At 71.0% G+C, this 21372-nt stretch carries 19 protein-coding genes; 12 read left to right on the top strand and 7 right to left on the bottom strand.

The annotated features are described in order from the left end of the window. Positions 1-17: 17 nt before the first annotated feature. Positions 18-1067: a TIGR03617 family F420-dependent LLM class oxidoreductase gene (locus QNA09_RS19065; protein ID WP_308072020.1), complete on the top strand. Its 1050-nt coding sequence runs from the start codon at positions 18-20 to the stop codon at positions 1065-1067. Between the two features lie 111 nt (positions 1068-1178). Continuing rightward, entirely contained in the window at positions 1179-2558 is a 1380-nt protein-coding gene (locus tag QNA09_RS19060) for a hypothetical protein (RefSeq protein ID WP_308072019.1), read from the top strand. A 9-nt stretch (positions 2559-2567) separates the two neighbouring features. Here the strand turns inward: QNA09_RS19060 and QNA09_RS19055 are convergent, their stop codons facing one another. Beyond that, complete coding sequence (locus tag QNA09_RS19055) at positions 2568-2900, bottom strand: hypothetical protein (RefSeq protein ID WP_308072018.1); 333 nt, start codon at positions 2898-2900, stop codon at positions 2568-2570. 190 nt (positions 2901-3090) lie between these two features. Here QNA09_RS19055 and QNA09_RS19050 point away from each other — a divergent pair, with 190 nt between their 5' ends. The 5 genes from QNA09_RS19050 to QNA09_RS19030 all read left to right on the top strand — a co-directional run bounded on the left by QNA09_RS19050 (position 3091) and on the right by QNA09_RS19030 (position 8060). Then, positions 3091-3330 (top strand): hypothetical protein, encoded by a 240-nt coding sequence (locus QNA09_RS19050; protein ID WP_010596026.1) that lies wholly within the window; start codon positions 3091-3093, stop codon positions 3328-3330. Between the two features lie 101 nt (positions 3331-3431). Continuing rightward, positions 3432-4502 (top strand): HoxN/HupN/NixA family nickel/cobalt transporter, encoded by a 1071-nt coding sequence (locus QNA09_RS19045; protein WP_017679910.1) that lies wholly within the window; start codon positions 3432-3434, stop codon positions 4500-4502. Between the two features lie 52 nt (positions 4503-4554). Then, positions 4555-5871: an MFS transporter gene (locus tag QNA09_RS19040; protein ID WP_017679911.1), complete on the top strand. Its 1317-nt coding sequence runs from the start codon at positions 4555-4557 to the stop codon at positions 5869-5871. Continuing rightward, a complete protein-coding gene (locus QNA09_RS19035; protein ID WP_010596023.1) occupies positions 5864-6529 on the top strand; it encodes a metalloregulator ArsR/SmtB family transcription factor in 666 nt (221 codons plus the stop codon). Before QNA09_RS19040 ends, QNA09_RS19035 begins: the two co-directional genes overlap by 8 nt. A 118-nt stretch (positions 6530-6647) precedes the next feature. Next, positions 6648-8060, top strand: a complete 1413-nt coding sequence (locus QNA09_RS19030) for an alkaline phosphatase PhoX (RefSeq protein WP_010596022.1) — start codon at positions 6648-6650, stop codon at positions 8058-8060. Here QNA09_RS19030 and QNA09_RS19025 read toward each other — a convergent pair. The 6 genes from QNA09_RS19025 to QNA09_RS19000 all read right to left on the bottom strand — a co-directional run bounded on the left by QNA09_RS19025 (position 8007) and on the right by QNA09_RS19000 (position 14751). Further along, positions 8007-8477 carry a TIGR03668 family PPOX class F420-dependent oxidoreductase gene (locus QNA09_RS19025; RefSeq protein WP_017679912.1) on the bottom strand — a complete coding sequence of 157 codons (471 nt, stop codon included), beginning with the start codon at positions 8475-8477 and terminating at the stop codon, positions 8007-8009. The genes QNA09_RS19030 and QNA09_RS19025 overlap by 54 nt on opposite strands. Before the next feature lie 18 nt (positions 8478-8495). Beyond that, positions 8496-8762: a hypothetical protein gene (locus QNA09_RS19020; RefSeq protein WP_017679913.1), complete on the bottom strand. Its 267-nt coding sequence runs from the start codon at positions 8760-8762 to the stop codon at positions 8496-8498. Positions 8763-8845: 83 nt separating this feature from the next. Further along, complete coding sequence (gene ftsH / locus QNA09_RS19015) at positions 8846-10666, bottom strand: ATP-dependent zinc metalloprotease FtsH (protein WP_308072017.1); 1821 nt, start codon at positions 10664-10666, stop codon at positions 8846-8848. Positions 10667-11254: 588 nt separating this feature from the next. After that, positions 11255-12610 (bottom strand): MFS transporter, encoded by a 1356-nt coding sequence (locus QNA09_RS19010; RefSeq protein WP_308072016.1) that lies wholly within the window; start codon positions 12608-12610, stop codon positions 11255-11257. Between the two features lie 139 nt (positions 12611-12749). Further along, the gene (locus tag QNA09_RS19005) at positions 12750-13802 is read right to left on the bottom strand and encodes a 3-keto-5-aminohexanoate cleavage protein (RefSeq protein WP_308072015.1); all 1053 of its coding nucleotides are present in this window, start codon (positions 13800-13802) and stop codon (positions 12750-12752) included. Between the two features lie 52 nt (positions 13803-13854). Continuing rightward, entirely contained in the window at positions 13855-14751 is an 897-nt protein-coding gene (locus QNA09_RS19000) for a TauD/TfdA family dioxygenase (protein ID WP_308072014.1), read from the bottom strand. 682 nt (positions 14752-15433) lie between these two features. Between QNA09_RS19000 and QNA09_RS18995 the strand changes: the two genes are divergently transcribed. The 5 genes from QNA09_RS18995 to phaZ all read left to right on the top strand — a co-directional run bounded on the left by QNA09_RS18995 (position 15434) and on the right by phaZ (position 21317). Beyond that, positions 15434-16579 carry an acyl-CoA dehydrogenase family protein gene (locus tag QNA09_RS18995; RefSeq protein ID WP_308072013.1) on the top strand — a complete coding sequence of 382 codons (1146 nt, stop codon included), beginning with the start codon at positions 15434-15436 and terminating at the stop codon, positions 16577-16579. Positions 16580-16799: 220 nt separating this feature from the next. Then, positions 16800-18320 carry a long-chain fatty acid--CoA ligase gene (locus QNA09_RS18990; protein ID WP_308072012.1) on the top strand — a complete coding sequence of 507 codons (1521 nt, stop codon included), beginning with the start codon at positions 16800-16802 and terminating at the stop codon, positions 18318-18320. Beyond that, a complete protein-coding gene (locus QNA09_RS18985; protein WP_308072011.1) occupies positions 18317-20026 on the top strand; it encodes an alpha/beta fold hydrolase in 1710 nt (569 codons plus the stop codon). Before QNA09_RS18990 ends, QNA09_RS18985 begins: the two co-directional genes overlap by 4 nt. A gap of 17 nt (positions 20027-20043) precedes the next feature. Further along, a complete protein-coding gene (locus QNA09_RS18980) occupies positions 20044-20496 on the top strand; it encodes a MaoC family dehydratase (protein ID WP_010596809.1) in 453 nt (150 codons plus the stop codon). Beyond that, entirely contained in the window at positions 20493-21317 is an 825-nt protein-coding gene (gene phaZ, locus QNA09_RS18975) for a poly(3-hydroxyalkanoate) depolymerase (protein WP_308072010.1), read from the top strand. The genes QNA09_RS18980 and phaZ overlap by 4 nt, the downstream gene beginning before the upstream one ends. The last annotated feature ends 55 nt before the right edge of the window (positions 21318-21372 follow it).

The raw sequence follows: 21372 nt of genomic DNA, 5'->3' as shown, positions 1-21372 counted from the left end.
GACACGGAGGTCCCGAGATGGAAGTGGTGGCATCACTGCCGGCGGACACGCCGCTGAGCCGGGTGGCCGAGCGGGTTCGCCGGATCGAGGCCCTCGGATACGACACCGTGCACGTGTCGGAGACGGTGCGCGATCCGTTCGCGGTGTGCGCCCTGGCGCTCGAGCACACCTCGCGGCTGACGGTGCGGACCAGCATGGTCGTGGCGTTCGCCCGCAGCCCGATGGTCACCGCCTACTCCGCCTGGGAGCTGGCCCGCTTCTCCGGGGGCCGCTTCCAGCTCGGGATCGCGACGCAGGTCCGCGGCAACATCGTGGGCCGCTTCTCGATGCCGTGGAGCGATCCCGCCGCGCAGCTGCGCGACTACCTCGACTCCCTGCGGGCGATCTTCGACGCGTTTTCCACCGACAATCCGTTGTCGCACAGCGGAACCCACTACACGTTCGACCGGTTGCAGCCGTACTTCCGGCCCGGCCCGCTCGACGTCGCGGCCCCGCAGTTGTGGACCGGTGGGGTCAACCGCCGCATGTGCGTGCTCGCCGGGGAGCGCTCCGACGGCTTCGTCACCCACCCCACGAATTCGCATCCGCTGTTCCTGCGCGAGCGGGTCCTGCCGGCACTGCGGGAGGGCGCCGCCCGCGCCGGCCGGGGCGACGGCGGTCCCCGCGTCGTGGTGGTCCCCAAACCGATCACCGGACGCGACGACGCCGCCGTCGCCGCCGCCACCGACGCCGCACGCTCGGAGTTCGCGTTCCTGTACTCGACCCCCGCCTACCGGCGCACCCTGGAGATGCACGGTCTCGCCGGTCTCGGCGAGCGGCTCGGTGCGCTCGCCCGGGACCGGCGCTGGGCGGAGATGGCCCCGCTGATGAGCGACGACGTCCTGCACGCCCTCGTGCCGTGCGGCACCTACGCGCAGCTGCCGGAGGTCCTCGGCTCCTGGTACGGCGGGCTGTGCGACGGCCTGGCGATCGACCCGCCGGCGGCACCGTCGGGCGACGACGGTTTCGCGCGCCTGCTCGATCGTCTCCGCGCGTTGCCGGAACGCCGCGCGGCCGAGGATCGGTGAGACGGACGCGGCAACTGCCGACCGGCGCGCCGATGCCGAAATCGTGCACTTCCGGCAGCGCCGCGATGGACAATGACGGCCAGGGACCCGGATCCGGGGAGGGGATCGTCGATGACCGAGAACGACGGTGCGGCTCCGGGTGAGCCGCCGAGTCGGCAGCCGGCGGCCGGGTCGCGCGTCGCGGACGGACGCTATGTTCTGGTCGATCGGCACGGAACGGTCGACGGCCTGCAGTGCTGGCGCGGACACGACACCGTCATGAACCGCACCGTCGCGCTGACCGTCGCCCCGCGACCGGCGGGCGACGACGGTGCCTTCTTCCACGCGCTGTGTGCGCGCACGGCCTCGGCCGCGTTCGGACGGGTAGGAGCGGCGGCCCGTGTCTTCGATGTCGCCGACCACTCCGCTTGCTGCGTGGTCGTGTCCGAATGGACGCCAGGCCGGTCGCTGCCCGACGTCGCCGGGGACCGTCCCGATCCGGCCGCCGCGGCGCGCATCATGCTTCGTCTGGCCGAGACGGTGCGTGCCGCGCACCGGCAGTCGACGATCCTGGGCCTCGACGATCCGGTGCGCATCCGGGTCGACGAGTCCGGCGCCGCGGTCCTGGCCTTCCCCGCGACGCTGCCCGGCGCGGACGAGACGACCGACGTCGCCGGTCTCGGCGCGGCCCTGAGGTGCATGCTCGGAGACCGGGGTGGTGCACCGGCGATGCGGGCACTGGCCGACGAGGCGGTCGACGGAAGTGTGTGCACTGCAGCAGTGTTCGCCGAGCGGCTGGGACGGCTGCTGCCGGGGGCGCCGCCGCACCGTCCGGAACCGGTGGCCGAGACCGCGGCACCCGCACGGGAGCCGGAGCCGCCCCCGGCCACCGCCCGTCGCAGTGCGGCGGTGCCGGCCGTGGTGGCGCTGGTGGGCGTGGCGTGTCTCGCGGCGGTCGGCTGGGTGGCCGGCACCGCGCTGAGCGGACCGCGTGCCGAGTCGGCATCGCCGGCGACGCTTCCGGTGGTCGCCGCCGCGTCGCCCCCGACGGAGGGCGGGACCGCCGGCCCCGTCGTCCCCCGCGCGGTGCGTGCCCATGCGCAGGAGGGCGCGGCGGACAACGCCGTGACGGCCGACCTGGCGGTCGACGGGAACCCGAACACGGCGTGGAGCACCGAACTGTATCCGCGTCAGCTCCCCGCGGGACGGGCCGGACTGGGTCTGACAGTCGCGTTCGCGCAACCGGTGCGGCTCGATGAGGTGTGGATCGACAGTCTCAGCGCCGGTTCGCGCGTCGAGATCCGGACGGCCCCGGCCGGGGGCGGTCCCCTCCACCTGTCCCAGGTGGTCGGCACCGCCACGCTCGACGAGGGCATCACGCGCATCCCGGTGGCGGCGACGGCGGCACCGATGTCGGAGGTGCTGGTGTGGATCACCCGGCTCGGACCGGCCGGGGACCGCTTCCGCACGTCGCTGTCCGAGGCGGGATTCACGGCCTTCGACGGCCCGTGAGCCCGGCGGTCAGTCGCGGGCGCAGACGTGCCCGATCAGCACGTGCGGCCCGTACAGGACGCGCGCCCGGCCCAGCAGGGCCGCGCGCACCTGCTCTTCGGTCACGCCGGTCGGCAGGGACAGCACCAGGGGATCGAGGCGGCGATCCGGATCGGTGGGGTCCTCGACGAGGCCGGTCCAGTCGAACGTTCCGCCGTCGCGTCTGCGGGCCGCTTCGATCCGGGCGGCGTGGACCTGGCCGCTCCGCTCGAGCACGCCGTCCGTGGGGTTCTCTCCCACCAGCCGATCCAGGTGCTCGTCCGACCACCTGTGCACACCGAAGCTCTGCCGTCCCGGATCCATCTCCCCACGCCTCCCCGCGGTGCATTACCGGTAGCTCGGCGGTGATTATCCCACTCGGGCAAGGATCGCACAGGTGATTCCGCGGGTCGATCCGGTCGAACCGGCGCGGGCCGAATCCGTGGCGCCGGCTCTCCCGGTCCACCACGATGGGGGCACACCCCGCGCGTCGACTCGAAGGACGGTCCCGCCCATGAGTACTCCCGAGCTGGCCCGGCAGGCCTCGCAGTTGCGTGCGGATCTGCACGGGTTCGACCGGCGGATCCAGGAGCTCAGCGAGGAGTTCGGACGCATCGACCGGCATTCCCACGGCGACTCCGCCGAAGCCGCGCTCCTCGAGATCCTCGACCTCCTCGCCGACGCGCGACTCGACCTGCGCAGCGTCGATCGGCACCTGGAGACGACGGTCCGGCACGCGGAAAGCCTGCGCTGACCCACCTCGATCGCCCGCGGCGGGTGTGCCCGTGCACTCGCGGTCGGCCCACGCCGGCATCGCGGTGAGTTACGACAGACGACCGGAGAAGGGAGACCGGGATGCCGCAACCGGGTTCGCCGCCGTGGCACTACGTGCGCTCGGACGTCCGCACCCACGCCCCCGCCCGGGTGCGTGTCGCCGCCACGGTGGCCGCGGTCGTCCTGGTCCACGCGCTCGGTTTCGGGCTGCTCGGTCTGGCCCGTCTCACGGCCGGCGACGCGCTCACCCTCGGGGTGGCCCTGTCGGCCTACGGTCTGGGCGCCCGACACGCACTCGACGCGGACCACATCGCGGGCATCGACAACGCGATCCGCAAGTTCGTCGCCGAGGGGCGCCGCCCCGTGGGGGTGGGGCTGGCGTTCAGTCTCGGCCACAGCAGCGTCGTGCTGCTGGCGACGTCGGCGGTCGTCGCCGGGATCGGGTCGACCACCGGTCTGCTGGCGGGCGAGGGTGCGACCGCCACCGCCCTGGGGACCTTCGGTGCCGCCGTGGCGGGCGGCTTCCTGCTGCTCGTCGCCGGGGTCAACGCGGTTGCGTTGCGCGGCACGCTCGCCGCCCGGCGTTGCGGTACCGACGAGGTGCACTCGTCCGCGGCGGCGCGGGTCCTGTCGGCGCCGCTGCGACGGGTGCGTCATCCCCGCCACGTCTACGTCCTGGGCTTCCTGTTCGGTCTCGGTTTCGACACCGCCTCGTCGGTGGGTCTGATCGCGCTCGCGGTGACGGCGAGCCTCTCGGGCGCCGCCACCTGGCTGGTGCTGTGCCTGCCGCTGTGCTTCGCGGCCGGGATGACCGCCGTCGACGGGGTCAACGGGATCGCCATGGTGCGGATGTACGGATCGGCGCAGATCCCCAGCCGCGATCGGCAGATGTTCAACGTCGTCGTCACCGCCGTGTCCGTGGTCGCCGCCGGTGTGCTCGGCGCGATCATCACGCTGTCCGCGGTCGACGAACTGCTGCCGGGGTATCAGCCCGTCGCGTCCTGGGCCGCGGGCGTGGACCTCGCGCACGCGGGGTGGTGGCTCGCGGCGGGGTTCGCCGCGATCTGGGTTGCGGCCGCGGTGACGCTGTGGGCACGCCGGGGCTCCGCGGTCGTGAGCGGACCGCGGCGGACACTCCGGGACATTCCATAATTCCGTAGAATGTCGTATCGTACGGTCATACGACAGGTCCCGGAAGGCGCTCATGAACACCCCCACGCCACCCACCGCCCCGCCCGACAAGCAGATCGGACTGGGCCTGCGCCGCAACCTCGCCCAGTTCACCCTGCTGGTGGTCGTCAACGCGCTCGTCGGCGGCATGCTCGGTCAGGAACGCACCGTGCTGCCGCTGCTCGCCGAGGAGGAATTCGGCATCCGCGCCTACACCGCCGGGCTGTCGTTCATCCTCGTCTTCGGCCTGTCGAAGGCGATCACCAACTACTTCGCCGGCACCTTCTCCGACCGGTACGGGCGCAAACCGGTGCTCGTCGCCGGGTGGCTGGTCGCCCTCCCGGTGCCGCTGCTGCTCATCTGGGCACCCTCGTGGGGCTGGGTGATCTTCGCCAACGTGCTGCTCGGCATCAGCCAGGGACTGACCTGGTCCACCACCGTGGTGATGAAGATCGACCTCGTCGGCCCGGCCCGGCGGGGATTCGCGATGGGACTGAACGAGGCCGCCGGGTATGCCGCCGTCGCCGCGACCGCGCTGGCCACCGGATATCTGGCCGAGGCCTACGGGCTGCGGCCCGCGCCCTTCCTGCTCGGCATCGCCTTCGCGGCTCTCGGTCTGGGACTGTCTACCCTCGCCGTGAAGGAGACCCGCGAATACGCGCGTCTCGAGGCCGTCGGCCACGTCGCCCGCGCCGACGGACGCCACGACCACCTGCACGACAAGCTCACCGACCGGCAGGTGCTCGTCCAGACCAGCTTCAAGGAACCGGCCCTGTCCTCGGCCAGCCAGGCCGGGCTGGTCAACAACCTCAACGACGGCCTCGCCTGGGGGCTGTTCCCGATCCTGTTCGCCGCGGCCGGCCTGTCCGTCGGCCGGATCGGCATCCTCGCGGCGCTGTACCCGGCCGTGTGGGGAGTCGGCCAGCTGGCCACCGGTGCACTGTCGGACCGGTGGGGCCGCAAGTGGATGATCGTCGCCGGCATGTGGCTGCAGGCGCTCGCCCTGGCCGTGATCGCCGTCTCGGACTCCTTCCTGCCGTGGGCGATCGCCGCGGCCGCGCTCGGCGCGGGCACCGCGCTGGTCTACCCGACCCTGCTCGCCTCGATCGGCGACGTCGCCCATCCCGCCTGGCGGGCCCGGGCCGTGGGCGTGTACCGGCTCTGGCGCGACGGCGGCTTCGCGGCCGGCGCCCTGCTGGCCGGTGTCGTCGCCGACGCGTTCGGCATCCACGCCGCCGTGTGGGTCGTGGCCGCGCTGACCGCCCTGTCCGGACTGGTCGTCGCGGTGCGCATGTACGAAACGCATCCCCGGCCCACCCGCGCCCCACAGGAAGGACCCACCCGTGGCTGACCGAGCCGCCAAGGACGCGCTGTACACCGAGTTCGCCGCCGTCGGCAAGGTGCTCGGCAATCCCGCACGTCTGGAACTGCTCGACCTGCTCGCGCAGGGACCGCGCAGCGTCGACGAGCTCGCCGCCGCCGCCGGGCTCGGCGTGAGCACCTGTTCGGCGCACCTGCAGACCCTGCGCGCGGCCGGGCTGGTGCGGTCCCGCCGCGACGGCAAACGGATCTTCTACTCGCTCGCCGGGGACGACGTCGCCGAACTGTGGGACACCCTGCGTCGCGTGGCCCAGCGGCACCGCCCGCACACCGAGCTCGCCCGGCGCGCCTACCTCGGCCCGGACGACACCGCCGCCGTCGACACCGAGGAACTTCTGCACCGCCTCGAGACAGGCGAGGTGGTCCTGCTCGACGTGCGCCCCGCCGCCGAGTACGCCGCAGGGCACCTGCCCGGCGCACTGCACGTGCCGCTGGACGAGCTGACCGAGCGGCTCGCCGACCTGCCGGCGGACCGGGAGATCGTCGCCTACTGCCGCGGCCGGTACTGCGTGCTCGCCCACGACGCCGTCCGGCTGCTGCGCACCCACGGTGTGCCGGCCCGGCGCGCCGCCGACGGTGTGCTCGAGTGGCGACTCGCCGGGCTGCCCGTCGACTCCGACGTCGCCTGACCGCCCCCGCGACGTTCGCCTCCGGTTCGATTCGCGGTCACTCGCCGGCCACGGAACCGGGCTTTCCGGCACCTACGGTCCGGAGGACCCGACCGCATCGATGGAGGTATCGAGAACAGTGACGACGGCACCACTGAACCGCCGGGGATTCCTCGGGCGCACCGCACTGGCCGGCCTCGGCGTGGCCCTCGCCGGCAGCGTCGAGGCGCTCGTCCGTCCCGGACTCGCGTCCGCAGTCCCCGGCGGGGCGATCGGCTACGGCCCGCTCGTCCCGGATCCCCAGCGCATTCTCGCTCTGCCCGTAGGGTTCTCGTACACCGTGGTGTCGCGCTCCGGGGAGACGACCCTCGACGACGGCACGCCCGTCCCCAGCGATCCCGACGCCAACGGTGTGTTCGCGCACGGCAACGGTTCCACGATCGTGACCAACCACGAGATCGGCAAGGACGAGCCGTTCGGCGTGCCCGTCGTCGACGGCCTGACCTACGACCCCGGCGCGCGCGGCGGCACCACCACCGTCACCGTGAGCCCGAACGGGCAGCGCACCGGCCAGTACGTCAGCCTCGCCGGCACCGTGAACAACTGCGCCGGCGGCATCACCCCGTGGGGCACGTGGCTGACGTGCGAGGAGACCGAGGACCGGGCCGGCTCGAAGGGATTCACGCTCGATCACGGCTACGTGTTCGAGGTCGACCCCGCGAGCCAGGACGCCAACCGCGGCAAGAGCCCGGTGCCGCTGAAGTTCCTCGGCCGGTACGCGCACGAGGCGGTCGCCGTGGACCCGGCCACCGGCGCGATCTACCTCACCGAGGACGCCGACGAGCCCAACGGCCTGTTCTACCGGTGGACGCCCCCGCAGGGTTTCCGGGGCGGGCCGGGTGCCCTGCGTGAACTCGCCCAGTCGCCCGGCGGCGACACCGCGGGCAGCCTGCAGGCGATGGCCTGCTTCGACGGCGGCGCGCACGTGCCCGACCTGTCGCAGGCCACCGAGCCGGGGGTGCGCTACACCGTGCGGTGGGTCGACGTCCCCGACCGCGACGCCGCCACCACACCGGTGCGCGAGCAGTTCGCCGCCGACCAGGTGACCCGCAGCCGCAAGCTCGAGGGCCAGTGGTGGGGCGACGGCGGCGCCTACTTCGTCGCCAGCTACGCCCGCACGAGCGACGGCAGCATCGCCGAACACGACGGCCAGGTGTGGTTCTTCGATCCGGCCTCGCAGACGGTCACGCTGAAGACGCTGTTCGGGGTCAACCCCGACCCGTCCGTCGACACCGGCAACTACGACGGTCCCGACAACATCACCGTCTCGCCGTACGGCGGGGTGATCCTCGCCGAGGACGGCGACGGCATCAGCCACCTCATCGGCGTCACCGCCGAGGGGAAGCCGTTCACGATCGCACGCAACGAACTCAACGACAGCGAGTTCTGCGGGCCCGCCTTCAGCGCCGACGGCAGGACCCTGTTCGTCAACATCCAGTCACCCGGCCTGACCCTCGCGATCACCGGGCCGTGGCGTCGCCCGATCGGCTGATCCGCCGCCCGCGGACCACGACCGCCAGCGCAGCCCGTCGATCCGGAGCACCGGTCCCGACGGGCGCGCCGCGCGGTACTGCGCGTACTTGACGGCCAACGCCGCGAGACCGGCCGAGCCGAGCTCCGAGCGCGGATCGTGGACGGTGGCCGTGCCGTCGAGACGGACCCACCACAGCCGCGACCAGTCGTCGTCGTAGTGGTCGACGAGCACCGCCACCCGCGGATCGTTCTCGATGTTGCGCAGGCGCCGCAACCGCCGCGTCGACTTCGGCTTGTCGTCGACGCACGTGTAGAGCGCGTCGTCGACGAGCGCGAACACGATCGGCACGAGGTGCGGCCGCCCGTCCGGTCCGGTCGTGGCCAGCCGGGCGACGCGGGCCGCGGTGACGAGAGCACGGGCGTCCACCTCGTTCACGGTAGGCGCATGCCGGTGTCATCGCCTCGGCCCGGGCATGCCCCGGTCGGGCCCGAACCGCGAGCCCGTGAGCCCCGGGGGCACCGGCCGCCAGTTGTACAGGTTCTGCGACGGCGGAGATTCCAGGTCGGCGCAGGCCTCCCGCGCCCAGGCCTCCGCCTCCGGGCCCGGCCCGAAATCGATGCCGAGCGACGGATCGTGGGTGCCGATCACCCACCGGTGACCGTCGGGGGTCGCGTGGATGCGGTAGCGCCGGATCGTCGCGGGGTCGGGGAGAGGTGCCATGCAGACCGGTTTCCCCACCGCGGGGCAAATCATGTCGGCACGGCAAATCATGTCGGCACAGTGCGATCCGGCCCGCGCGCCGCTCAGGTGGTGCCGAGGCGCTGCGGCCGGGCGCCGTCCGCCTCCGCCCGCAGCACGTCGAGTACGACCTCGCCGTCGACGGTCTCCTCCTCGACGAGGATCGCGGCCAGCTGGTCCAGCGCTGCCCGGTGCTGCGTCAGGAGCGCGACGGCCCGTTCCTCGGCGGCCCGCAGCAGGCGGGCGACCTCGCGGTCCACGAGCTGCTGGGTGTGTTCCGAGTAGGGCCGCACGAGGCTGCGCTCACTGGTGTCGGCGTGCAGGTAGTTGGGGTCGCCGGAGCCGTACCCCACCGGGCCGAACGCTTCGGACAGCCCGAATTCCCGCACCATGCGCACGGCGATGCGGGTCGCGCCGCTCAGGTCGTCGGCGGCGCCGGTCGACCCCTCCCCGAACACGACGAGCTCCGCGGCCCGCCCCCCGACCCGGACGGTGAGCAGGTCGTTGAGATATCCCTCGCTGTAGAGGTGGCGTTCGACCTCGGGTAGCTGCTGGGTCGATCCCAGGGCCATGCCCGCGGGCAGGATCGTCACCTTCGCCACCGGGTCGGCGTGCGGGCACAGGGCCGCGAGCAACGCGTGGCCCGATTCGTGGACCGCCACCGAGGTCCGTTCGTCGGGGAGCAGGGCATTGGCGCTCTCGCGGCGTCCGAGCAGCAGGCGGTCACGCGCGGACGACAAGTCGTCGGCGCAGATGACGGTGCGGTCGTCCCGGACGGCATTGATGGCGGCCTCGTTGACCAGGTTCGCCAGATCCGCACCCGAGAAGCCCGGGGTGGCCCGGGCGAGCACGCTCAGATCGACGTCGGGTCCGAAGTGTTTGCCCTGCAGGTGCACCGCCAGGATCGCGGCCCGTTCCGACTGGGTGGGCAGGGGGATCACCACCGTGCGGTCGAACCGGCCCGGCCGCAGCAGGGCCGGATCGAGCGCCTCCGGGCGGTTCGTCGCCGCCAGCACCACGATGCCGACGCTCTGGTCGAAGCCGTCCATCTCGGCCAGCAACTGATTGAGCGTCTGTTCCCGCTCGTCGTTCCCGGCGTAGGTCCCGACGCCGCGCTTGCTGCCGATGGCGTCGATCTCGTCGATGAAGATGATCGACGGCGGGCTCTTGCGGGCCTGCTCGAACAGGTCCCGCACCCGGGAGGCACCGACCCCGACGAACATCTCCACGAACTCCGAGCCCGTGACGGACAGGAAGCGCACCTCCGCCTCGCCGGCCACCGCGCGGGCCAGCAGTGTCTTGCCGGTGCCCGGCGGGCCGATCATCAGCACCCCGCGGGGGCCCTTCGCGCCGGCGGCCGCGTACTTCTCCGGATCCCGCAGGAAGTCGACGACCTCGCTGACCTCCTGCTTGACGCCGTCGTACCCGGCGACGTCCGCGAAGCGCGTGGTCGGCCGGTTCGCCTCGATCACGCGGGCCTTCGAGCGGCCGAACGCGCCCATGCCCCCGATGCCGCCGCCGCTGAAGGCGCGCTGTGCCCGGCGGCCGACCCACAGCAACAGCCCCGCGAACACGACGAAGGGCAGCATGCTGAGCAGAATCGCGGCCCACGGGCTGTCGTCGGTCTGTTCCGCGCTGACCTGGACCTGCTTCGCCCGCAGCTTCGCGTCGAGCCCGGCGAGGTTCAGTGCGGTCGGCAGCTGGGTGACGAATTCCGTGTCGTCCGAGAGGGTTCCGTAGGCCGATCCGCGGTCGTCGATCGTCACCTGCTGGACGGTGCCCGCGTCGACCCGGTCCACGAAGTCGCTGTAGGACAGGGTGCTCGACGTCGGGGTCTGCAGCGCCAGGGCGACCACCAGACCACCGAGCAGGACGGCGACGGCCACCAGCTGCCACCACAGGCCCGACGACGGCGCCGGCGGAGGCGGCGGGTCCGGGGGCGGCCCCGATCGCGCCGACCTCGAGAGATGAACGGAGAAGAATCTCGTTCGCGTGATCATCCGGCGCTCCCCTGACCTGTCCGTGTCGGGTCCACGGTATCCGGCCGCGCCGAGGTCCTCACTCGGGTCGCCGGGATCGGCGAGTGGTACGAAGAGGCGCTCGATGCGACGCATCGGTTCGGCCTGCGGCGCTTCCCGCCTCCCTTCGACGGGGCGCTGTCGTCGTAGGCCGTTGAGTCAGGAATTCACCAGCTCGACGGCGCCGGCGGAGGCGGCGGGTCCGGGGGAGGACCCGATCGCGCCGACCTCGAGAGATGAACGGAGAAGAACCTCGTTCGCGTGATCATCCGGCGCTTCCCTGACCTGTCCGTGTCGGGTCCACGGTATCCGGCCGCGCCGAGGTCTTCACCAGGGATCGACGTCGAACGGCGACCGTGGCGGGGACCGGTGGGAGCTGCGGAGCCTCGGCGAGCTCGCGGACGGCATCCTCCGCGGCGGGCCGGTGGCCGTAGCCTGCCTCGGGTTCGGGAGAGTTCACTGCTCGGTTCCGGTCCGTTGCGTGGAGGCGGCGGACACGGTGGCGAGCTTGCGGACGCCGGCGGGGTAGACGCGCTTGCCGACCAGCAGCGCCACGACGGCCCCCAGGTAGACGAGCGGCGCGAGCTGCAGCGCATTGGCGAGGCTGATCTTGTCCGCGAGGATGCCGACCACGAACGGGCCCGCAGCCAGCCCGAGCAGGCTGTTGGCCAGGGTGGTGGTGCCGAACGCCGAGGCCCGCACGGTGGGGTGGGTCAGGTTGGCGACCATCGCGGTGACCGCGCCGGTGGAGCCGGCGGAGAAGAACGCGCCCAGTCCGACCAGCACCAGCTGCGCGGTGCCGACCGGCAGCTGGAACCCGACGATGAGCAGTACTCCGGCGGCGAGGCTGATCGCGATCGCGACCGTCCACTTGCGGGCCGGGTCGATGCGGGCGGCCCGGTCGGCGACGATGCCGCACACGATCATGCCGGCGCCGATGAGCAGCACGAAGACCGCGGCCATCGCGGCGGCCTTGTCCGCGGCCAGCCCGTAGGAGCGGCCGAAGAAGCTGGGCAGCCACGCCATCAGCGCGGCGGCGGTGAACATCTGCAGCCCGCCGCCGATGTAGGCGCACAGCACCGCGGGGTTGGTGAACAGGCTCGAGATCGGGGCACGTGCAGCCGTGCCGGGCGCAGCGATGTGGGTGGTGTTCGCGTCGTCGTCGACGGCGTGGCGGGCGAGCTTGCGTTCACTGACCAGCGCCCAGAACAGTGCGACCAGGACCAGCCCGAAGACCGCCATCGACGCGAAGGACCAGCGCCAGGACAGCTGTACGGCGATGACCCCGCCGAATGCGACGCCGATCACCGACCCGAACGAACCGCCGGCCATGAATGCACCCGAGAGCGAGGCTCGCAGCCGCGGGGCGAACACGCTGAGCACGACTGCGATACCGACGCTGCCGTAGGCGGCCTCACCGACCCCGACCAGGAACCGGGCGCCGAGCATCTGCTCGTAGGAGCCCGCCACCGCGCACAGCAGGGTCGCCACGCTCCACAACGCGGCCATCACGACGAGGCTGCGCACCCGGCCCCACCGGTCGGCGAGCATCGACAGCGGCAGGGTGAGCAACCCCACCATCAACGCGACCACGCTGTTCAGCGATGCGAGATGCGAATCCGAGAGCGCCCATTCGGCTTTCAGGAACGGGAACACCGCGCTGAGGACCTGCCGGGACATGTAGTCCGACAGCAGCAGTCCGAAGGTGAGCGCGAACACGAGCCACGGGTAGAACCGGGATCGCCCGCTGCGGCGCGACGGCGCCGAAACGGCCGCGGGCCGCTCCGGCGCGGTGGTGGTGACAGACGACATGATCTTCCTGAATCTGGGTGAGGGGACGAGCTCGACGGCCGAGGTGGAACCGATGACGTTGGCTGGGAGGGGGTTTCGCGTATCCGGGGGCGCGGCACCGGGTTGTGGTGTCGCGCCCACCGGTCACGCGGATACCGCGTCAGGCGTGCTGGGTGAAGCCGCGCTGACCGGGGCGGCGGTTGGGCGCAAAGCCGATCCTGGCGAGGGTCTCGTCGGCGTCGGTGTAGTGCTCGTCGAGGCGGTAGATCTCGCGGGCATCCTTGCCGGTGGCGACCTCACGACCGAGTTCGTTCGCGATGCGGACGAGCTGTTCGACCTGGGCGACGGAAGTCATCTTCTCGCCCTTGCGGCCCCACAGGGTGTCCTCGGTGCCGCAGCGGGCGTGCAGACCCATTGCGATGGCCATGGTGTTGACCGGCAGCACGCTGCGCATCAGGGTTTCCAGGGTGAGCACCGCGCCGTCGGGGGTGCGGCGGACGAACTCCATCATGTTGTACGGATTGGGGCCGTCGAAACCGCCGCCGATACCGACCCAGGTCACCATCAGCGGGCCGGTGTAGACGCCGCGGCGGATCAACCGCTCGACGGTTTCGAGCTGGGCGATGTCGGCGAGCTGGAAGTGCGGCTGGATGCCGTTGGCCTGCAGCCGGCGCAGGTGCTCCTCGACCCAGCCCGGCCCGGCCGGGACGGTCATCTCGCGGTAGGCCTCGTACACCTCGGGGCGCTCGAAGGAGGTGCCGGCGATGTCGTCGGCGGTCATCAGCTCGACGATGTTCATCTGGTTGGTGTTGATCGCGATGGTGACCTGGTCGGGCTTGGGGTCGAGTTCGGCGAGCATGTGGCGGGCGTCGTCGGAGAGCCACTTCGCGTCCGCGCCCTCGCCTTCGGGGGCGAACGAGATCGAGCCGCCGACCTGCAGGATCATCTCGGGCACCGCCTCGCGCAGCCGTGCCAGCAGTTCGTTGAACTTCGAGAGCCGCTTGGAGCCCTTGCCGTCCAGTTCACGGACGTGGATGTGCAGCACGGTGGCTCCGGCGTCGTAGCAGTCCACCGCCTTCTGCACGTGCTCGTCCATGGTCAGTGGCAGATCCTCGGCGAAGTCGTCGATGTCCCACTCGGGGCCGTAGGGGGCGACGGTGATGACCAGCTTCTCCTGGTTCTCGGGGAACAGGGCGTCGTCGTGGAAGTGCATGGTGATGCTCCGATCGGAGTTGTCGTGAGAGTGGGGAGGGTGAGAGGGCGGTTCAGAAGGTGGGGTCGCCGACGATGCCGGCGCGTTCCATCCTGCGGACGGCGGGCCAATAGTCCTGCACCGCATAGTGTTGCGTGGATCGGTTGTCCCAGATGGCGACGCTGTTCTTCGTCCAGCGCCACCGCACCTGGTATTCCGGGATCGTGGCCTGGCTGATCAGGTAGCGCAGCAGATCCCCGGCGCCGGGGGCGTAGTCGATCCCGAAGCGCACATTGTCGGGGGTGTGGTAGTTGACGATGTGCGTCGTGAAGGCGTTGACGAACAGGATCTTCTCGCCGGTTTCCGGGTGCGTGCGCACCACCGGGTGCTCGGCGTCGGGGAACCGCCGGTGGAGGGCGTGGCGTGCCTCGACGGGCATGTTCGCACCGAAGCTGGCCTCGATGCTGTGCCGGGCGCGCAGTCCCTCGATCCGCTCCTTCACCGACTGCGGCAGCCGCGTGTAGGCCTGCGCCATGTTCACCCAGATGGTGTCGCCGCCGACCGGCGGGATCTCCACGGCGCGCAGCACCGAACCCATCGGAGGGTTCGCCCGCCACGTGGCGTCGCAGTGGTAGGCGTTCTCGTAGTGCTCGGGCGGGCTGTCGAGGTCCTTGTAGATCCGCACCAGGCCGGGATGGTCGGGGTCGCTGCCGGCCACCGGGTGATCCTCGAGCGGGCCGAACCGCTCGGCCAGGGCGACGTGCTCGGCGCGGGTGATGTCCTGATCGCGGAAGAACAGCACCTTGTGCTCGAGCAACAGTGCCCGCAGCTCGGCGAACAGCGCGTCGTCGCGGGACACCTCGCCCAGGTTCACGTCGAACAGCTCCGCGCCGATCGTGGCGGTCAACGGCTCGACCCGGAACGGGGTCACCGTTCGTGCCCACCGGGGCGTCTCGCTCGTGACAGACATTTCGTTGTCTCCTAGATGAATTGGGGTGGAGTACGGTGACGGGTGGCTCACGGAAACGAACGATGCTCGCCCGCGGATCTCCCTCGTCGGCCCCGGGCCCCGCGCGTCCTGACGCCAACTCGATTCGAAATAACTCGGTGTAGAACAGTTTTCACGTTCGTTCGGTTGCGTCGGTTCGGGGTGTGGGGTCGGTCACCGGCCTGCTCCTCTTGTGATGGACCTAACGCTACGCGGCCGCTCCCGGTATTACTTTTCCTGGTGGGACATCAACTATTCACTTCGAGACGCTGTAGCCGGATCCGGTCGGATCGACGGGCCTGAGATGTCGACGTCGCCTCCGGGACGGTGTGAATGGCGCCGGGCGGAACGATGTCGGACGATCGCGTCGACCGGGGGGCGCGTGCCGGCGGGGTGCTCGTCGGATTCGTGCGGCAGGCAATGTCATCGGCGCAGGTACGCCCCTGTCCCGATTTGAACAGTCTGCCGACCCGAAGGGATAAGTGCGGGAAGTGTGGTTCCACTACTGTGGAGTCGCAACCCGAAGACCCGCATGGGTTCTCGATCGAATCCCGCACTCGACGGGCCACATCACCAGCTCCGAGATCGTCGCTGCAGCCGGCAGGCGCAGCCACCTGCCCGGAGTACTCGGACGCCACCGTCGCCACCCCCACCAGGAAGACCGATGACCAGGACCATCTACGCCGCCGACCACCTCGCCTTTCGTGACACGGTCCGTGATTTCACGCAACGCCACCTGATTCCGGAGCACGAGCGGATCATCGAGCAGCGGTTCATCGACCGCGAGATCTGGATCGAGGCGGGCAAGCTCGGCCTACTCGGTTTGGAGGTACCCGAACAGTACGGAGGCAGCGCGGCGGGGGACTACCGGTTCAACGCGGTGGTGGGGGAGGAGCTCTCGCGGGTGAGTGCGGCGATCGCGTCGAGTTTCGGAATCCACTACGACATCGTGGCGCCGTATCTGGTGGAGCTGACCACCGAGGAACAGAAGCAGCGGTGGCTGCCGGGGTTCTGCACCGGGGAGCTGGTCACGGCGATCGCGATGACCGAACCGGCCGCGGGATCGGACCTGGCCGGGCTGAAGACCACGGCCCGACGCGATGGGGACGACTGGATCCTCAACGGTTCCAAGACGTTCATCACCAACGGTTACCACGCCGACCTGGTGATCGTGGCAGCGAAGACGAGCCCGGAGAAGAAGGCCAAGGGCATCACCCTGTTCGCAGTCGAGACCGGCATGGCGGGCTTCGAACGGGGCCGCAAGCTGGACAAGGTCGGTCAACCGGAGTCCGACACCGCCGAGCTGTTCTTCACCGACGTCCGGGTCCCCGCGACGAACGTGATCGGCGCGGTCGACAGCGGGTTCGCGCACATGATGCGAATGCTGCCGCAGGAGCGGATCTGCGCGGCGGTGTCGAATCTCGCGCACGCCGAGGCGATCCTGGGCGAGACTCTGGACTACGCCCGGGAGCGCAGGGCATTCGGCCAGGCGATCGGTTCGTTCCAGTACAACAAGTTCCTCTTCGCCGAACTGGTCACCACGCTCGAGGTGGCGCAGGCATTCGTCGATCGGTGCGTGCAGGCGCATACCGAAGGCCGGCTGACCGCGGTGGACGCCGCGAAGGCCAAGTGGTGGAGCTCGCAGGTGCAGAACCAGATACTCGACAGTTGCGTGCAACTGCACGGCGGCTACGGGTTCATGAACGAATACCGGGTTGCGCGGGCATGGAAGGACGCGCGGGTGACCAAGATCTGGGCCGGGTCCAACGAGATCATGAAGGAGATCATCGGACGGGACCTCGGACTGTGAGCATCACCGCGCCGACCACTGACCCGGCCGAATCCACCGAGTGGCTCGCTCGTCCGAGACCCACCCGGTTCGACGGCGGCGCACGCATCGCATGGCTGACCGGGGCCCTCGGCCCCAGTCGCTGTGCCCCGGCGCTGTGCGTGCCCTCGCTGTCCCGCGCCGGCTCGGATACGACCACTGACCACGACCCCGTTCACGAAGCCCACCGGAGACCCACCACATGACCAATCTCAGTACCAATCTCGTTGTGTCGGCGCGCAACTACCCCGACAAGCCCGCCCTGCGGTGCGGCGAGGACACGCTGTCGTTCGCGGAGTTCGACGCGGCCGCGGCGCGGGTGGCAACCCTGCTCGAACGGGCGGGGATCGCACCCGGCGACCGGGTCGCGGTGATGCTGCCCAACACCGCGGCGTTCGCGATCGTGTTCTACGGCATTCTGCGCCGCGGGGCGGTCGCGGTGCCGATGAACCCGCTGCTGAAGGCCCGCGAGATCGAGTTCTTCCTGACGAACACCGCCGCGGCGGCGCTGTTCGCGACCCCGGTGTTCGCCGAGGAGGCCCGCGCTGCGGCCGATGTGGCCGACGCCCGGTTGTGGCTGGTGGACGACGACGCCCTCGCCCGGCTGATCGCCGACCTGCCGGCGCAGGCCGCCCCGGTGCCGCGGGCGGGTGAGGACACCGCGGTGATCCTGCACACCTCGGGTACCACCGGCAAGCCCAAGGGCGCCGAACTCACCCACGCCGGACTGGCCGGTAATGCCGAGGTGACCGCCCGCACCCTGATCCAGGTCGGAGCCGACGACGTGGTGATGGGCGCACTGCCGCTGTTCCACGTCTTCGGACTCACGTGCGGGCTCAACGCCTCGGTCCTCGTGGGCGCCATGCTCACCCTGGTGCCGCGGTTCGACCCACGGACCGCGCTCGAGGTGATCGCCCGCGACCGGGTCACCGTGTTCGAGGGCGTGCCGACGATGTACGCCGCGATGCTGGGTGTCGCAGAGGAATTCGACGCGGCGGCGACGGCGAGCCTGCGAGTGTGCGTGTCCGGCGGTGCATCGTTGCCGGTGGCGGTTCTCGAGGACTTCGAGCGGACCTTCGACGCGGTGATCCTGGAAGGGTACGGGTTGTCGGAAACCTCGCCGGTCGCCTCGTTCAACCACCCGGACCGCGTCCGCAAGACGGGTTCGATCGGCACCCCGATCGAGGGGGTGCGGATGCGCGTGGTGGACGGCTCCGGTGTCGAGGTACCGGCCGAGCAACCCGGCGAGATCCAGATCGCGGGACCGAACGTGATGAAGGGCTACTGGAACCTGCCCGAGGCGACCGCGGCCGCGATCGACGCGGCCGGTTGGTTCGCCACCGGCGACATCGGCCGCATGGACACCGACGGCTACTTCTACATCGTGGACCGCAAGAAGGACCTGATCATCCGCGGTGGGTTCAACGTCTACCCCCGCGAGATCGAGGAGGTTGTCTACGAGCATCCTGCCGTGGCGGCGGCCGCGGTGGTCGGCATCCCACACGACACCCTCGGCGAGGAGATCGGCGCCGCGGTCACGCTCAGAGCCGGCATGAGCGCCGACCCCGTCGAGATCGTGAAATTCGTCAGACAGCGCGTCGCCGCCTACAAGTATCCGCGCCACGTCTGGATCCTCGACTCCCTGCCCCAGGGCCCCACCGGCAAGATCCTGCGTCGCGACATCACCATCCCCACATTCGAAAGCAGCAGCAACCGAGCATGACCACCACCGTCACCACCACCGAGCCCGTGCACCGTTCCGACGAGCCCGCCGCGCCGGTGGACCTGCTGCTGGCCGGCTCGGCCCGCGGCCTGGCCCGCCGGATGCTGCCCGATCGAGGCTGGGCCCGGCTCGCGGGCGGGCTGGCCGCCCGCCCCGGCACGCTCGCGCACCGCGGCGGAACCCTGGCCAGGGAGCTCGCCGCCGTTGCCGCCGGCCGCGCCGACCGCGCACCCGCCAAGGGCGACAAGCGATTCGCCGACCCGGCCTGGCAGCACAACCCGTGGTTGCGTCGCAGCATGCAGGCCTACCTCGCCACCGCCGACACCGCCTATGCCCTGCTCGCCGACGCCGGCCTGGACTGGCGCGACACCGAACGGATGCGGTTCGTGCTCGACAACCTCGTCGAGGGTCTCGCGCCGAGCAACAATCCGGTACTCAACCCGCTCGGATGGAAGGCGCTCATCGACACCGGCGGACTGTCCGCGCTGCGCGGGGCGCGTGCATTCGCCTGCGACATGGCCACCAAGCCGCGGGTGCCCGCCATGGTCGAACCCGGTGCCTACACCCTCGGCGAGACCGTCGCGGTCACCCCCGGGGCGGTGGTGCTGCGAACCCCGGTACTCGAACTGATCCAGTATGCGCCGCACACCGCCACCGTGCACGAGGTGCCGCTGTTGATGGTGCCGCCGGTGATCAACAAGTACTACATCACCGACATCGCCCCAGGCCGCAGCATGATCGAGTACTTCGTCGCCCAGGGCCAGCAGGTGTTCACCATCTCCTGGCGCAACCCCCATGCCGAACACCGGGACTGGGACCTCGACACGTACGTCACGGCGATCGTCGATGCGATGGACGCCGTCCAGGCGATCACCGGGGCCAGCCGCACGCACCTGCAGGGCAGCTGTTCGGGCGGGATCCTGGCCGCGACGACCGCCGCGTACCTGGCCGCCACCGGACACGGCGACCGGGTTGCCGGGCTGACCCTGGCGGTGACCGTGCTCGACCAGGCGCGGGCCGGGTTCGCCGCCGCCGCCCTCGACGAACGCACCGCCGCGACTGCGGTCGAACGCTCGCAGTCCAGGGGCTACCTGGACGGGGACGAGTTGGCCGAGGTGTTCGCCTGGCTGCGCCCGACCGACCTGGTGTGGCGCTACTGGGTCAACAATTACCTGCAGGGCCGCCCGCCCGCGCCGTTCGACGTGCTGCACTGGAACGCCGACACCACCCGCATGGCCGCCGGCCTGCACCGCGACCTGGTCCGCATCGGCGTCACCAACGCGCTGGCCGCCCCCGGCACGATGGAGCTGTCGGGTACCCCGATCGATCTCGGCGCGGTCACCGCCGACGCGTACGTGATCGGCGGGATCGCCGACCACATCTCGCCGTGGCAGGGCTGCTACCGCAGCGCCGCCCTGCTGGGCGGTGCCGACACCCGGTTCGTGCTCTCCACCAGCGGGCACGTCGCCGCGCTGGTCAACCCACCTGGAAACCCCAAGGCGTCCTTCCGGGTCGGGACCGTCGACTCGGACACCCCGGAGCAGTGGCTCGACCGCGCGGAGGTCACCCGAGACTCGTGGTGGCCCGACTACACCGCCTGGCTCGCTGCGCGCAGCGGCCCCACCGTTCCTGCCCCCACCACCGTCGGCGGTGCCGCCCACTCCCCGCTCGACGCCGCACCGGGCACCTACGTTCACCACAGCTGATCCCAGGAGACGACATCATGACCACCACACTCGACAACCCGCGCGCGCTGCTCGATCTGGTCGGGCGCGAACTCGGCCGCACCGACTGGCGCGAGATCACCCAGGAACAGGTGGGCCGGTTCGCCGACGCCACCGGTGATCACCAGTGGATCCACACCGAGCCCGAGTTGGCTGCGGCCGGACCGTTCGGCACCACCATTGCTCACGGCTACCTCACCCTGTCGCTGACGCCGATCGTGCTCGCCGAGGTACTGGTCTTCGACGACCTCGGTATGGCAGTGAACTACGGGACGAACAAGGTCCGGTTTCCTGCGCCGGTCCCGGTCGCATCGGAACTGCGCGCCACGGTCACCCTCACCGCCGCGGTGGAGAAGCCCGCCGGCATCGAGGCGGTGTTCACGCTCACCTACGAGATCCGGGGCGGGGTGCGGCCGGTGTGCGTGGCCGAGGTCGTCATCGTCTACCGATGACCGGCGGCGCTCGTACCACGCGGCACGAGATCCTCGTGGGCCGGCAACGCATCCGGGCCCACGTCCGGCACGGGTTCGGAGTGCCGCTGGTGCTGTGCAACGGGATCGGCGCCGGGCTCGAGGTGCTCGACCCCTTCGTCGCCGCCCTCGATCCGGCCACCACGATCGTCCGGTTCGACGTCCCCGGCGCCGGGGGGTCGCCGCCCTCGCTCGCGCCCTACGGGTTCGGCTACCTCGCGCGGCTCCTGGGGCGGGTGCTCGACCGGCTCGGTATCGGCACGGTGGACGTGCTCGGCTTGTCCTGGGGCGGGGCGCTGGCCCAGCAGTTCGCGTTCCAGAACCCGCGCCGGTGTCGGCGACTCGTGCTCGTCGCCACTGCCACCGGGGCGCTCATGGTGCCCGGACACCCCCGGGTGCTCGCCAAGATGGTCACCGGTCGCCGATTCACCGACCCCGGGCGTGCGGCGGCGATCGCCGGCCGGATCTACGGCGGTACCGCGGCAGACCGCAGCCACGACATCGCCGCCCTCTTCGGCGCCCAGACCCACGCCGGATCGGCGATCGGCTACCTGCATCAGCTGCTGGCCGGTGCCGTGTGGACCAGCCTGCCGCTGCTTCCCGCCATCCGCCAGCCCACCCTGATCGTCGCCGGCACCGACGATCCCATCGTCCCGATCGCCAACGCCCACATCCTGCACCGACTGCTGCCGCACGCCACCCTGCACCGGCACGACGGCGGGCACATCGAACTGATCACCGACGCGGACGGGCTCGCCCCGGTGATCGAGGCCTTTCTCCACGAAGCCGGACGACGGCCGTGACGATCACCGAGGCATGCCCCCGCCCGCCCGTGCCGGGGCGAGCGTATCTTGAGGT

This window comes from Rhodococcus sp. AH-ZY2 (assembly GCF_030916465.1).
Classification (GTDB): domain Bacteria; phylum Actinomycetota; class Actinomycetes; order Mycobacteriales; family Mycobacteriaceae; genus Rhodococcus; species Rhodococcus ruber.
The sequence above is the reverse complement of the archived record's forward strand: the minus strand, read 5'-3'. Positions and strand labels throughout refer to the sequence as shown.

Bases quoted from the DNA above. Each gene is read 5' to 3' on its own strand.
- QNA09_RS19065 (WP_308072020.1), top strand. From the start codon at position 18: ATGGAAGTGGTGGCATCACTGCCGGCGGACACGCCGCTGAGCCGGGTG.
- QNA09_RS19060 (WP_308072019.1), top strand. From the start codon at position 1,179: ATGACCGAGAACGACGGTGCGGCTCCGGGTGAGCCGCCGAGTCGGCAG.
- QNA09_RS19055 (WP_308072018.1), bottom strand. From the start codon at position 2,900: ATGGATCCGGGACGGCAGAGCTTCGGTGTGCACAGGTGGTCGGACGAG.
- QNA09_RS19050 (WP_010596026.1), top strand. From the start codon at position 3,091: ATGAGTACTCCCGAGCTGGCCCGGCAGGCCTCGCAGTTGCGTGCGGAT.
- QNA09_RS19045 (WP_017679910.1), top strand. From the start codon at position 3,432: ATGCCGCAACCGGGTTCGCCGCCGTGGCACTACGTGCGCTCGGACGTC.
- QNA09_RS19040 (WP_017679911.1), top strand. From the start codon at position 4,555: ATGAACACCCCCACGCCACCCACCGCCCCGCCCGACAAGCAGATCGGA.
- QNA09_RS19020 (WP_017679913.1), bottom strand. From the start codon at position 8,762: ATGGCACCTCTCCCCGACCCCGCGACGATCCGGCGCTACCGCATCCAC.
- QNA09_RS19010 (WP_308072016.1), bottom strand. From the start codon at position 12,610: ATGTCGTCTGTCACCACCACCGCGCCGGAGCGGCCCGCGGCCGTTTCG.
- QNA09_RS19005 (WP_308072015.1), bottom strand. From the start codon at position 13,802: ATGCACTTCCACGACGACGCCCTGTTCCCCGAGAACCAGGAGAAGCTG.
- QNA09_RS19000 (WP_308072014.1), bottom strand. From the start codon at position 14,751: ATGTCTGTCACGAGCGAGACGCCCCGGTGGGCACGAACGGTGACCCCG.
- QNA09_RS18995 (WP_308072013.1), top strand. From the start codon at position 15,434: ATGACCAGGACCATCTACGCCGCCGACCACCTCGCCTTTCGTGACACG.
- QNA09_RS18990 (WP_308072012.1), top strand. From the start codon at position 16,800: ATGACCAATCTCAGTACCAATCTCGTTGTGTCGGCGCGCAACTACCCC.
- QNA09_RS18985 (WP_308072011.1), top strand. From the start codon at position 18,317: ATGACCACCACCGTCACCACCACCGAGCCCGTGCACCGTTCCGACGAG.
- QNA09_RS18980 (WP_010596809.1), top strand. From the start codon at position 20,044: ATGACCACCACACTCGACAACCCGCGCGCGCTGCTCGATCTGGTCGGG.
- phaZ (WP_308072010.1), top strand. From the start codon at position 20,493: ATGACCGGCGGCGCTCGTACCACGCGGCACGAGATCCTCGTGGGCCGG.